This window comes from Ruegeria sp. F5, from assembly GCF_056533845.1.
This window is the reverse complement of sequence record NZ_JBQFOU010000017.1, coordinates 16,086-29,054: the sequence shown is the minus strand read 5'-3', so window position 1 is coordinate 29,054 and position 12,969 is coordinate 16,086. Positions and strand designations below refer to the sequence as shown.

Below are 12,969 nucleotides of genomic sequence, written 5' to 3'. Positions count from 1 at the left end.
CGAAACAGAGAAAAAGCCGCCCCAAAGGGCGGCTTTTGCAATTGGGTCACCTGAGCGGCCTCACATCAGCGGCGCTTGGCCCCAGATGTAAACAGCGAAGAACAGGAACAGCCAGACCACGTCAACGAAGTGCCAGTACCAGGCTGCGGCCTCGAAGCCCACGTGTTTCTCGGGCGTGAAATCCCCGCGCAGTGCCCGGATCAGGCAGACGCTCAGGAAGATGGTCCCGATGATCACGTGGAAGCCGTGGAAACCGGTTGCCATAAAGAAGTTCGAATAGAACTGGTCATCACCGAATTTCCAGCCTTCGTGGGCCAGCAGCTCGTAATATTCAAACGCCTGAAGCGCGGTAAAGGCGATGCCCAGAACGATACCGATGGCCAGACCGTTGATCAGCGCCTTGCGGTCATTGTCATGCACCAGCGCGTGGTGCGCCCAGGTGATCGCACAGCCCGACAGCAGCAGGACCAGCGTGTTGATCAGCGGCAGGTGGAACGGGTCAACCGCGTGGATATCCGGCTGGATGTATTCGGTGCCGGCATAGTCGTACATCGGGTACATGCGATGTTTGAAGAACGACCAGAACCAGGCGAAGAAGAACATCACCTCGGACATCACGAACAGGATGAAACCATAGCGCAGGCCGATGCGCACGACCGGCGTGTGATCGCCCTGACGGCTTTCGACTACCACCTCGGACCACCAGGCGAACATGGTGTACAGAACGGCAATCAGGCCTGCCCAGAACATCCACGGGGTGATGCCATGCATCCAGAGGACGGCTCCGAACAGCATCACGAAGCCGCCAATCGCGCCGATCAGCGGCCAGATCGAGGGGTTCAGAATGTGGTAGTCGTGATTTTTAGCGTGTGCCATCAAAGTCCCTCACCTAAAGGCGTTAGTTCGTGTTTGTATCTGCCTGCACGTCAAGGGCGGCATATCCCTCGGGCAGGTCAATTTCGTAGAATGTATACGACAGAGTGATCGTATGCACATACCTGGCTTCAAGATCGTCAACCATTTCAGGATCGACGAAGAATGTGACCGGCATCTGAACCCGCTCGCCGGGCTCCAGCACCTGTTCTTCAAAGCAGAAACAGGCAATTTTCTGGAAATACACGCCCGCCGAATACGGCGCGACATTATAGGATGCCTGACCGGCGATTGGCCGGTCGGTAGGGTTGTAGGCCTCGTAGAAGGCCAGACCGGTCTCGCCGATGCGCACTTCCATCTCGCGCTCGACCGGCTTGAACTCCCACGCCATGTCCTTGGCTTTGGATGCGTCAAAGCGGACGGTAACGGTGCGGTCCAGAATATCTTCGGGCGCGGCTTCGGCCACCCCGGTGGTGCCGCCAAACCCGGTGACCCGGCAGAACCAGTCGTAAAACGGCACCGCCGCCCAGGCGAGGCTGCCCATCAGGACAACCACCCCTACGGTCTGTGCAACCGTTTTCTGCGGACCCGACAGCGCCATCAGTTCTGCACCTCTTGCGTCGCCATGTTGAAATCCGTGCCCGAGACCTTCACGACCGTCAGGCCAAAGATAATCACGATGAACGCCGCCAGCGTCAGGCCCACGCCCAGATTGCGGCTGAACCGGCGCTGATGCAATTCGTGGCTTTTGCGCAGGGTCATGACCAGCCTCCCAGGCCATAGGGTTTCAGCAGCGCCTCAACCAGAATCGCTCCGAAATGCAGGAAGAGATACAGCAGCGACAGTTTGAAGAAGCTGCGTTCCACCTTGAAATTGTCCGCTTCCGAGTCATCCTCGGTCCGGCGCGAGATTTGCCACGCGCCGCGCAGGAACAGGGCGTTCATCACAACGGCGACGGTCAGGTAGACCGGGCCGCCAATGCCCGAAAACGCCGTGCCCACGGCCAGCGTGGCCAGCAGCGCGGTATAGACCAGAATATGCCAGCGCGTCGCGCGGCGACCGTGTGTCACGGTCAGCATCGGCACGCCCGCGTCGTCATAATCCGAGCGCATGAACAGCGCCAGCGCCCAGAAATGCGGCGGTGTCCACATGAAGGTCAGGGCGAACATCAGCCACGGCTCGACAGACATGGACCCGGTCGCCGCCACCCAGCCGATCACCGGCGGGAAGGCCCCAGCCGCGCCACCGATCACTATGTTCTGCGGCGTCGAGCGTTTCAGCCACATCGTGTAGACGACAACGTAGAAAAAGATGGTGAAGGCCAGAAACGCCCCGGCGAACCAGTTGGTCGCCAGCCCCAGCATGATCACCGACAGGCCCGACAGAGCCAGACCCAGCGCCAGCGCCTCGCCCTCTTGGACCTTGCCCGAGGGGATCGGGCGGCCCTTGGTGCGTTTCATCACCCGGTCGATATCCGCATCCCACCACATGTTCAGCGCACCGGACGCGCCGCCACCAATGGCGATGAACAGAATCGCGCAGAAGCCTACGAAGGGATGCACCGGAACGGGGGCCGCCAGCAGCCCGACCAAGGCCGTAAACACGACCAGGGACATCACGCGCGGCTTCAGCAGGGCGAAATAATCGCCAAAGCTGGCCTCATCCGCGTGCGCCTTGGCGGTCACTTGGCTGGCATTGATGCTTGCGTCGCTCATGTCCGGTCCTTCTGGGGCAAAAGCTGCGCGATCCCCGCGCAGCCTGCAGTCTTACCTAGGCCGCAATCGGCTCAGTTCGAGGCAACCTGATAAGCAGCAGGCTGGCCCGCATACTCTTCCAGAGCACCCTGCAGCCATTCCTCGTACGCCTCTTCGCTGACCACTTTGACGGTGATCGGCATATATGCGTGGTCCTTGCCGCACAGTTCCGAGCACTGGCCGAAATAGACGCCTTCCTTGTCGGCCTGGAACCACAGTTCAGCCAGACGCCCCGGTACGCCGTCCTGCTTTACGCCAAAGGACGGGATGGTCCACGAATGGATCACGTCCGACGCTGTGACCTGCATGACGATGATCTTGCCAACCGGCACAACAACGGCGGTGTCGGTGGCCAGCAGCCACTCATCATCGCTGTAACCGGAATCCGCCAGCTTGGCGCGCATCGCGTCATCCAGAACAAACGGGGTTACGTCCGCGTCAGCGGGGCGAGCACCCTCGTCCAGTGTGGCCGGATGGCCCAGCAGATAGCTGTCAAAGGCAAAATCGTGATCGACATATTCGTAGGTCCAGTACCACTGGTTGCCCACAACCTTGATCACCACGTCGCCTTCGGGAATTTCCTGCTGCTTGAACAGAACCGGCAGCGAGAAGGCACCGATAAAGACCAGAATCAGGATCGGGCCCAGGGTCCAGGCGATTTCCACCGGAGTATAGTGCGAGAACCGCGCCGGGTTCGGGTTAACACGGCTGTTGTAGCGCAGGATGCAGTAGACCAGCAGCCCGGCAACCAGCAGGCAGATCGCGGTGATGATCACCAGAATCATGTTGTCCAGTCTGTGAATCCCATCCGCCAGTTCGGTGACTGCGGGCTGGAAGCCCAGGCCTCCAGCGACCGGTTTGCCAATAATCTCAAGCTCCTGAGCCATGGCGGGGAGGCTGGAGAGGGCTGTCATCAACCCCGAAAGCATCAAAGCATTCTTCATATTCTGTCCTGATCGTTTGATCTTTACGTCCCTGGCGAAAAGGTGTGAATCAGTCGCACCTCTCCCGTTGTCTTTGGACGCGTTAAAAACCATATTCCAGCGGGTAGATAAAGCAAAATGCTTGCGTCAAACAGACGCTATTTTTGATCTGGATCAAACCCGAAAGGTCGCAACCGATGACTCAGGCCCCGTTTCGCCCCTTTGACAGCGCTTTACCGCAGGATGAGGCTTTGGCCATTTTGCGTTCGGCCACTGCCGGTGCCGAGGATGGGGAGTTGTTTGTCGAACGGCGGAAATCCGAGTCGCTGGTCTTTGACGATGGGCGTCTGCGCACCGCATCATATGACGCATCCGAAGGGTTCGGCCTGCGCGCGGTTCAGGGCGAGGTCGCGGGATATGCCCATTCAACCGACGTGTCGATCCCGGCGCTGAAACGCGCCTCGGAAACCACGCGGCTGGCGGTTGGCGAAGGCGGCGGCACGCTGGCCGATGCGCCGCAAGCCACCAACAAGCGGCTTTATACCGACGAAGATCCGATCGAAACGGCCAGCTTCCCGGTCAAGGTCGAAACCCTGCGCGAGATCGACGCTTTCGCCCGCGATCTGGACCCGCGCGTCGTGCAGGTCAGCGCGATGATTGCAGCAGCGGTGCAAGAGGTCGAAATCCTGCGCCCCGACGGCGTGCTGGTCCGCGACGTACGCCCGATGACGCGCGTGAATGTCTCGGTCATTGTCGAACAGAACGGCCGCCGCGAAAGCGGCTCGGCCGGGGGTGGCGGACGCGTTGTTCTCAGCGGTCTGATCGACCCGGCAGACTGGCAGGCCAAAGCGCGCGAGGCGTTGCGGATCGCTCTGGTCAACCTCGACGCGGTCCCTGCCCCGGCGGGTGTCATGGAGGTCGCGCTTGGCCCCGGCTGGCCCGGAATTCTGCTGCACGAGGCCATTGGGCACGGGCTTGAGGGCGACTTCAACCGCAAAGGAAGCTCGGCCTTTGCCGGGCTGATGGGTCAGCAGATTGCGTCGAAAGGCGTGACGGTGGTGGATGACGGAACCATCGCGGATCGGCGCGGATCGATCACTGTGGATGACGAGGGCACGCCCAGTTCGCGGACCGTGCTGATCGAGGATGGCATCCTGACCGGCTATATGCAGGACCGGCAAAACGCCCGTCTGATGGGGGTTGCGCCAACCGGCAACGGGCGGCGGCAGAGTTATGCCCACAAACCCATGCCGCGCATGACGAATACGGTGATGCTGGGCGGTGACGCTGACCCGGCTGCCCTGGTGGCCGACATCAAAGACGGTATATGGGCCGTCGGCTTCGGCGGCGGACAGGTCGATATCACCAACGGCAAGTTCGTGTTTTCCTGCACCGAGGCGTATCGGGTCGAAAACGGCAAGATCGGGGCGCCGGTGAAAGGGGCAACCCTGATCGGCGACGGGCCGTCGGCGCTGAAACGCATCCGCGGTCTAGGCAACGACATGGCGCTGGATCCGGGCATGGGCACCTGCGGTAAGGATGGCCAATGGGTGCCTGTGGGTGTCGGCCAGCCGACGGTTCTGATGGATGGGCTGACGGTGGGCGGTTCGGCTGCCTGAGTCGGAATCACAGTAAAGAGAGGCGCTCGGTTAACGCTGCGCGCCTTTTACAGCGTTCCCACCCTTTCATGGCTGGGAAAACTCGCAAAAATTTTTACGCCTTTTCAACGGCATAAACAACAACCCAGAAACGCCTTCGGAAAAAACGCATCTAATTTTCTTCGATTCACAAGCTGTTAACCCCACCAGCCGTAAACCAGTTCTGCAATCAGGCGGAGCATCGGATGACCAAAGAGCAGCTTTCTTCCAATCACCCCACACTCCCACCCACCACGGAAGAGGATCGGTTTTCCTGGCTCCGTCTGTTGCGCTCGCGCAAGGTTGGTCCGGCGACGTTCCGGCGACTGCTGCGCGAACATGGCACGGCGCAGAACGCGCTGGCCGCGCTGCCTGAAATGGCACGCGCTGCCGGGATCGACGGATATAAAACCTGCCCCCTCGGCGTGATCGAGGCAGAACTCAAGGCCGCAAAAGCCGCCAAGGCGCGGCTTTTGTGCCTTGGGTCTGCCGATTTCCCTGCCGCTTTGAATGACATCGCCGATGCGCCCCCGCTTTTGTGGGCGGTTGGCGACACCTCGCTTTTGCAACCTCCGGCGATTGCCATGGTCGGGGCGCGGAATTGCTCATCCCTCGGGGCCCGGATGGCGCGGGGGCTGGCGAAAGAACTGGGACAGAAAGGGTTTGTCATCGTGTCGGGTCTGGCACGGGGGATCGACACCTCGGCCCATTTGACCGCGCTGGAGACCGGGACAATTGCTGTGATGGCCGGTGGGGTTGATGTGATCTACCCGGCAGAAAACACGGACCTCGCCCGGAACATCGCCGACAGGGGCCTGCGCTTGTCGGAACAACCGATGGGCGTGACGCCGCAGGCCCGGCACTTTCCGCGCCGCAACCGGATCATCTCGGGCCTGTCGCAGGCCGTGGTCGTTGTCGAAGCGGCAGGCAAATCCGGCAGTCTGATCACAGCCCGTGACGCGCTTGATCAGGGGCGAGAGGTTCTGGCCGTGCCCGGCCACCCATTCGACGCCCGCGCCGCCGGGTGCAACTTGCTGATCCGCGATGGCGCGACGCTGGTGCGCAGCGCCGAGGACGTGATCGATGCACTGCCGCCACAGCAATCGGACCTTTTTTCGTCTGGCGACACCGTCACAACCAGCCCCAAGGGCAGCCACGCGGCGACAGGCGAATCGTTGCACATGGAAATCCTGACGCGGCTTGGCCCCTCTCCGATTGCCGAGGATCAACTGATCCGTGACATCGCCGCCCCGGCGGGTGTAGTTGGCCCGGCGCTGGTGGATCTGGAACTTGGCGGGCGGATTCAGCGCCAACCGGGCGGTTTGCTGTCGCTGGCCAGCTAGCCCGGCGGTTCATGATGACGCCATATTTTCAGGGTCAAAAGGAACGCATTGACAATTCGATCTTGCCGCACACATTTTGCACGGCCATACAAAGCGCAAAGCCTGTCGAGCGAGGATTCCTCTTAAATGCCCGTAGTTGTTGTAGAATCTCCGGCCAAAGCAAAAACGATCAATAAGTATCTCGGCCCCGACTACACCGTTTTGGCCTCGTACGGCCATGTGCGGGACCTGCCGCCCAAGGACGGATCGGTGGATCCGGACCATGAATTTTCCATGAAATGGGAGGTCGGAAATGACAGCCGCAAGCATGTCAAAGCCATTGCCGACGCGCTGAAAGAGGACAACGCCCTGATCCTCGCCACCGACCCCGACCGCGAGGGTGAGGCGATCAGCTGGCACTTGCAGGAAGCGCTGACCAAACGCCGCTCGATCAAGAAGGACACGCCGGTCAGCCGCGTGACCTTCAACGCCATCACCAAGGACGCGGTGACCGAGGCGATGCAGAACCCGCGCCAGGTCGACATGCCGCTGGTCGAGGCCTATCTGGCCCGCCGCGCGCTGGACTATCTGGTGGGCTTCAACCTGTCGCCGGTGCTGTGGCGCAAACTGCCGGGCGCGAAATCGGCGGGCCGGGTGCAATCGGTCTGCCTGCGCCTGATCGTCGAGCGCGAGATGGAGATCGAAGCGTTCAAGCCCGTCGAATACTGGTCGGTGCGCGCGCTGTTCGAGACGCCGCGCGGTCAGACGTATGAGGCGCGTCTGGTCACTTTGGCCGGTAGAAAGCTGGACAAGCACGATCTGGCCAATGCCACGCAGGCCGAACTGGCGGTTCAGGCGATCACCAGCCGGGCACTGAGCGTAACCTCGGTCGAGGCCAAACCCGCCGCCCGCAACCCTAGCGCGCCCTTCATGACCTCGACCCTGCAGCAAGAGGCCAGCCGCAAGTTCGGCATGGGCGCACGCCACGCGATGCAGGTGGCGCAGCGGCTTTATGAGGCCGGGTACATTACTTATATGCGGACCGACGGCATCGACATGGCGCCCGAGGCGGTTACCGCCGCGCGCGATGCCATCGCCGACCGGTATGGCGCCGAATACGTGCCCGACAGCCCGCGCATGTACAAGAACAAGGCCAAGAACGCGCAGGAGGCACACGAGTGTATCCGCCCGACCGACATGTCGCGCGACGCCAAGGCGCTGAAGGTCACGGATGAGGATCAGCGCAAGCTCTATGACCTGATCTGGAAACGCACCATCGCCTGCCAGATGGCCGCCGCCCGGCTGGAGCGTACAACGGTCGAAATCACCAGCGATGACGGTCAGGTCGGCCTGCGCGCCACCGGTCAGGTGGTTCTGTTCGACGGGTTCATGCGGGTCTATGAAGAAGGCCGCGATGACGTGGCCGATGATGACGAAAAGCGCCTGCCTCAGATCATGCAGGGGGACCCGGCGCGGTTTGCCAAGACCTCGCTGCGTGATCAGTTCTCCAAGGCGACAAGCGACTCGGACAAGGCCGCGATCCTGTCCGACAACCAAGCCGTATTGGCCCTGCAGCACCACACCCAGCCGCCCCCGCGCTATACCGAGGCCACGCTGGTCAAGCGGATGGAAGAGCTGGGGATCGGGCGGCCATCCACCTATGCCTCGATCGTGACTACGATTCAGGACCGCGAATATGTGCGCAAGGACAAGAACCGGCTGATCCCCGAGGAAAAGGGCCGGATCGTCACGATCTTCCTGCTGAATTTCTTCCGGCAATATGTGGGTTATGAGTTCACTGCCAATCTGGAGGAAGAACTGGACGACGTCAGCGCCGGCGACCGCGACTATAAGGACCTGCTGGGCAAGTTCTGGCGCGATTTCTCGGCGGCGATTGGCGAGACCTCGGAACTGCGCATCTCGGAAGTGCTGGACAAGCTGGACGAAGCGCTAGCCCCACAGCTTTATCCGCCGCGCGAAGACGGATCCGACCCGCGTATCTGTCCGAAATGCGGGACGGGTCAGTTGCATCTGAAAACCTCACGCACCGGCGGGTTCGTGGGCTGCGGCAACTATCCCGAATGCACCTATACGCGCCCCATCGCCGGTGAAGGGGCCGAAGGGGATGAACGTCTGCTGGGCGAAGACGCAGGTGATCAGATCTGGCTGAAATCCGGCCGCTTTGGTCCTTATGTTCAGCGCGGCGAGCCGACGCCCGAGAACAAGAAGCCCCCGCGCGCATCCCTGCCCCGCGGGTGGAGCAAGGATGACATGGATCTGGACAAGGCCCTGACCCTGCTGTCCCTGCCCCGCAAGATCGGTGAGCATCCCGAAGGTGGCATGATCACCTCGAATTTCGGGCGCTTTGGTCCCTATCTGATGCATCAGCTGGCTGATGAGGCCAAGCCGGTCTATGCCAACCTCAAGGACCCCAACGATGTCTTTGAGATCGGTATGAACCGCGCGGTCGAACTGCTGGCCGAAAAGCGCGCCAACCCGGGGCGCGGGCGTCGGGCGGCGGCCAAGCCGCTGAAAGAACTGGGTGAACACCCCGATGGCGGCGCGATCCAGATTCTGGACGGGCGTTATGGGCCCTATGTGAAGTGGGAAAAGGTCAACGCGACCCTGCCCAAGGATATCAAGCCCGAGGATGTGACGCTGGACATGGCGGTCGAACTGGCCAACGAGAAAGCCGCCAAGAAAGGCACCAAAAAGAAGGCCGCGCCGAAAAAAAAGTCAGCCCCCAAGAAAACCGCCAACAAGGCGGCGACTTCATGAAGCGCTAGGTAGAAATACTACCTGACCCCCGGTTTCATTGACTTCCCAATGACGTGGCGGCACAACCTGCCTGTCACCACGTCATTGGGAGAGTTTTCCATGAAGAAAATCTATGCCAATGCCACCGAAGCACTTGATGGAGTGCTGACGGATGGCATGCTGATTGCTGCCGGCGGGTTCGGCCTGTGCGGCATTCCCGAACTGCTGCTGGAAGCGATCAGAGAGGCTGGCGCGCAGGACCTTACATTCGCCTCGAACAACGCGGGCGTTGATGATTTCGGCATCGGTATCCTGTTGCAGACCAAGCAGGTCAAAAAGATGATCAGCTCGTATGTCGGCGAAAACGCCGAATTCATGCGCCAGTATCTGAGCGGCGAGTTGGAACTGGAATTCAACCCACAAGGAACTCTGGCCGAGCGGATGCGCGCCGGTGGCGCGGGCATCCCCGGCTTTTATACCAAAACCGGCGTGGGAACTGTGATCGCAGAAGGCAAAGAGCATAAGGACTTCAACGGCGAGACATACATCATGGAGGAAGGCATCTTTGCCGATCTCTCGATCGTCAAAGCCTGGAAGGCCGATGACACCGGCAACCTGATTTTCCGCAAGACCGCGCGCAACTTCAACGTGCCTGCGGCCACGTGCGGCAAGATCTGCATCGCCGAGGTCGAAGAGATCGTCCCACGCGGCTCGCTGGACCCGGACGCCATCCACCTGCCCGGCATTTATGTGCATCGCATCATTCAGGGCGACCACGAAAAGCGTATCGAACAGCGCACCACCCGCCAGAAGGAGACCGCATAATGCCCTGGGACCGCAATCAGATGGCCGCCCGCGCGGCGCAGGAGCTTGAAGACGGCATGTATGTGAACCTGGGCATCGGCATTCCGACGCTGGTGGCGAACTATGTGGGCGACAAGGACATCACCCTGCAATCCGAGAACGGCATGCTGGGCATGGGACCCTTCCCTTTTGAGGGCGAAGAAGATCCCGACCTGATCAACGCCGGCAAGCAGACAATCACCGAGTTGTCGCGCACGTCTTACTTCGACAGTGCGACCTCGTTCGCCATGATCCGGGGCGGCAAGATCGCCGCCGCCGTGCTGGGCGCGATGGAAGTGGATGAAGAGGGCGATCTGGCCAACTGGATGATCCCCGGCGTGCTGGTCAAAGGCATGGGCGGCGCGATGGATCTGGTGGCCGGTGTTGGCCGCGTGATCGTGGTGATGGATCACACCAACAAGCATGGCAAGTCCAAGCTGCTGAAGAAATGCACCCTGCCGCTGACCGGCAAGAAGGTGGTGAACCGCATCATCACCAATCTGGGCGTACTGGACGTGGTCGAGGGCGGTCTGAAGATCATCGAACTGGCCGAAGGCGTGACCGAGGATGAAATCCGCAGCGCGACCGAGGCCAAAATCGTCAACTGATCCAACGAAAAGCCCGCCAGACCGGCGGGCTTTTTCAGTTCAGGGCGTGGAAGACACAGCCATCCGACACACGATCGGGTGGCGTGGTGCAAAGCGCACGCGCCACCTGAAAGGCCGCCAGCACTTTGGGAACATAGTCGCGGGTCTCGGCATAGGGCGGTACGCCGCTATGTTTGCGCACGGACCCCTCGCCCGCATTGTATCCGGCCAGAACCAGAATCGGGTCGTTACCAAACTCTTCCATCAGCCAGTCCAGGTATTTCACACCGCCCGCAATGTTCTGCGACGGTTTGAAACTGTCCTGAACCCCGAACCGGGCGGCCGTGGCGGGCATCAACTGCATCAATCCCTGCGCCCCAGCAGAACTGACCGCATCTGCGCGGCCGGCCGACTCCACGGAAATCACCGCCAGAACCAGCGCAGGCGACACATTGGTGCCGACCGTCGAGCGCAAAATCTCGACCCCCTGTTCCTGTGCGATATTCTGCAGCGTTTGCAGTCGCGGCGACCTTACGCTGGTTGCCGCCAGTGCTTTGATCGCATCATCCAACCGCCACGCCCCGGCTTGCGCAAGCTCGGGCGATACCTTTTCCCAAAAGGCTTTGTAGGCCCCTTTGGGCTTATGCTTGGCACCGGCATCAGGCGCGTCCGGCGGGGCAACTTTGGTGCGGGCGATGATTTCCGGCACAACAATCTTCGTACCGGTACTGGGCGCTGAGCGGCGCGCCGCGTGTTCTTCGGGCGTGATCCGAATGGTGACACGCGGGCGTTCACCCGGCTTGGGGGCTTTGATTCTTTTGGAAACGCCGCCTGGCTCTACCTCGGTGGCGACGGCGGGCGCGATGCCTGACGTCAGAAATGCCAACACACCGGCGCATTTAAGTGCGTCCCGGAGATTCATTTTTTGCCTGCCTCATGCTTTCGTTTTAGGTGATTTGAACCCCAAACCTTCCCGCAAAGCCAGAAAAACAAAGCGAAATGGGGCAATTTCGCCTCATTTGCCGCAATTTTACATCGCCCCGGATCAAAGCAAACACATTGATGGATTTTCTTTTTGTTTATTTTCCATGGGTTACGGAAAACGTCACCAAAAAGTTAAGCGATCCGGAAAAAAATCTGCGTTTGGCCCAATTCCTGCCACGCGTAACCGTCAAACATTAGGTCATACCGAGACGGTCGGGAGCGGACTGAGAGAGAAAGCTCTGGAAGACGCCAAGGTTTATTAGACTTTATTAGATCCTTTAGGAGGGACGTAACATGATCAAGTTCATCAAGAACTTCCGCAAAGACGAAGACGGCGCCGTAACAGTTGACTGGGTTGTTCTGACCGCAGCAGTCATCGGTCTGGGCACCGTAGCATACCAGCAGATCGCAGACGGCGCATCGGGCCTGGCGGCAGACGTGAACACCGCTCTGTCCTCGGCAACTCTGAGCACCGGCACCAGCGACGGTTCGGTTGCAGGTGGTATCACTGGCGCAGGCACCAACTAAGCCTTCTCGCCAAGCCAGAATTAAAGCCGCGCCATCTTGGCGCGGCTTTTTTTGCTGTCGCGGGATGATGCAACCAGATCGCCCATTGAACTGGGCCGGTCTTTTCCCAGGACCCGTTGCCGGCTCGATTGCCTGCCTGGTCGCGCTTTCCCATCAAGGATCTGAAGCGCCGCGGGGATGTAGAACCTTAATAAACGGCCAGAAATTAGCGAATTTGACGCGAAAACCCATGTTTGGCCCAAATTCCGCCACGCAATCAGGTCAAGTTTATTGCAACGGATATTAGGCGCGGAAACTCGGCAAACAAAATCGACCCGCCAAAAATTGTGTTCGAAGGGGTGACGAATGATCAGGTTCTTTAGGGACTTAAAACAAAGGGAAGACGGGGCGATCACCGTCGACTGGGTTGTCCTGGTCGCTTTGATCCTTGCCTTGGGCGCGGCTCTGGTGGCGGCCATTCAATCGGCAACCGACACCGTTGGCGGCAATGTCAATACGACGCTCAGCACTTCAACCGTAAGTACCGGGACAACAACCGGCTCGCCTGGCGGTATCGTAAGCGCCGGACAAGTGAACTGACTGCTGCCTCGGACGACCGGACTATCGGATACACAACGAGATTGCACTCGCCGCCGCCTTCGGGTCGCGGCGAGTTTGCGTTTCCGGACCCCGGTAATGTCTGTGCACAGGCGCAATAGACCCCAACAAATCTTTACAAAAAATCCATTTGTCCCACATTTCGACACAATTCCGATTTAGAA

At 60.2% G+C, this 12,969-nt stretch carries 14 protein-coding genes; 8 read left to right on the top strand and 6 right to left on the bottom strand.

Features of this window, described 5'->3' with window-relative positions:
- Positions 1-60: 60 nt before the first annotated feature.
- From ACR0K1_RS20300 to coxB, 5 genes are all read right to left on the bottom strand, one after another.
- Positions 61-876 carry a cytochrome c oxidase subunit 3 gene (locus ACR0K1_RS20300; RefSeq protein WP_480616281.1) on the bottom strand — a complete coding sequence of 272 codons (816 nt, stop codon included), beginning with the start codon at positions 874-876 and terminating at the stop codon, positions 61-63.
- 22 nt (positions 877-898) lie between these two features.
- Positions 899-1,474 (bottom strand): cytochrome c oxidase assembly protein, encoded by a 576-nt coding sequence (locus ACR0K1_RS20295; protein WP_480851751.1) that lies wholly within the window; start codon positions 1,472-1,474, stop codon positions 899-901.
- The gene (locus ACR0K1_RS20290) at positions 1,474-1,635 is read right to left on the bottom strand and encodes a hypothetical protein (RefSeq protein WP_480616284.1); all 162 of its coding nucleotides are present in this window, start codon (positions 1,633-1,635) and stop codon (positions 1,474-1,476) included. Before ACR0K1_RS20290 ends, ACR0K1_RS20295 begins: the two co-directional genes overlap by 1 nt.
- Complete coding sequence (cyoE, locus tag ACR0K1_RS20285) at positions 1,632-2,588, bottom strand: heme o synthase (protein ID WP_480616286.1); 957 nt, start codon at positions 2,586-2,588, stop codon at positions 1,632-1,634. Before cyoE ends, ACR0K1_RS20290 begins: the two co-directional genes overlap by 4 nt.
- Positions 2,589-2,659: 71 nt before the next feature.
- Positions 2,660-3,571 (bottom strand): cytochrome c oxidase subunit II, encoded by a 912-nt coding sequence (coxB, locus tag ACR0K1_RS20280; protein WP_480616288.1) that lies wholly within the window; start codon positions 3,569-3,571, stop codon positions 2,660-2,662.
- Positions 3,572-3,747: 176 nt separating this feature from the next.
- Between coxB and tldD the strand changes: the two genes are divergently transcribed.
- From tldD to ACR0K1_RS20255, 5 genes are all read left to right on the top strand, one after another.
- Positions 3,748-5,169 (top strand): metalloprotease TldD, encoded by a 1,422-nt coding sequence (tldD, locus tag ACR0K1_RS20275; protein WP_480851750.1) that lies wholly within the window; start codon positions 3,748-3,750, stop codon positions 5,167-5,169.
- A gap of 224 nt (positions 5,170-5,393) precedes the next feature.
- A complete protein-coding gene (gene dprA / locus ACR0K1_RS20270; RefSeq protein WP_480851749.1) occupies positions 5,394-6,530 on the top strand; it encodes a DNA-processing protein DprA in 1,137 nt (378 codons plus the stop codon).
- A 126-nt stretch (positions 6,531-6,656) separates the two neighbouring features.
- Positions 6,657-9,287, top strand: coding sequence for a type I DNA topoisomerase (topA, locus tag ACR0K1_RS20265; protein WP_480851748.1), 2,631 nt, complete (start codon positions 6,657-6,659; stop codon positions 9,285-9,287).
- A 99-nt stretch (positions 9,288-9,386) separates the two neighbouring features.
- Positions 9,387-10,091 (top strand): CoA transferase subunit A, encoded by a 705-nt coding sequence (locus ACR0K1_RS20260; RefSeq protein ID WP_480851747.1) that lies wholly within the window; start codon positions 9,387-9,389, stop codon positions 10,089-10,091.
- A complete protein-coding gene (locus ACR0K1_RS20255) occupies positions 10,091-10,717 on the top strand; it encodes a CoA transferase subunit B (RefSeq protein WP_480616298.1) in 627 nt (208 codons plus the stop codon). The genes ACR0K1_RS20260 and ACR0K1_RS20255 overlap by 1 nt, the downstream gene beginning before the upstream one ends.
- 34 nt (positions 10,718-10,751) lie before the next feature.
- Here ACR0K1_RS20255 and ACR0K1_RS20250 read toward each other — a convergent pair whose 3' ends face one another.
- Entirely contained in the window at positions 10,752-11,618 is an 867-nt protein-coding gene (locus ACR0K1_RS20250) for a lytic transglycosylase domain-containing protein (protein WP_480616300.1), read from the bottom strand.
- On the opposite strand from ACR0K1_RS20250, the gene ACR0K1_RS20245 reads away from it, so the two are divergent.
- The 3 genes from ACR0K1_RS20245 (at position 11,560) to ACR0K1_RS20235 (ending at position 12,787) form a co-directional block, all read left to right on the top strand.
- Entirely contained in the window at positions 11,560-11,943 is a 384-nt protein-coding gene (locus tag ACR0K1_RS20245) for a hypothetical protein (protein WP_480616337.1), read from the top strand. The genes ACR0K1_RS20250 and ACR0K1_RS20245 overlap by 59 nt on opposite strands.
- 31 nt (positions 11,944-11,974) lie before the next feature.
- Positions 11,975-12,208 (top strand): Flp family type IVb pilin, encoded by a 234-nt coding sequence (locus ACR0K1_RS20240; protein WP_480616302.1) that lies wholly within the window; start codon positions 11,975-11,977, stop codon positions 12,206-12,208.
- Between the two features lie 345 nt (positions 12,209-12,553).
- Positions 12,554-12,787, top strand: a complete 234-nt coding sequence (locus tag ACR0K1_RS20235) for a hypothetical protein (protein WP_480616304.1) — start codon at positions 12,554-12,556, stop codon at positions 12,785-12,787.
- The last annotated feature ends 182 nt before the right edge of the window (positions 12,788-12,969 follow it).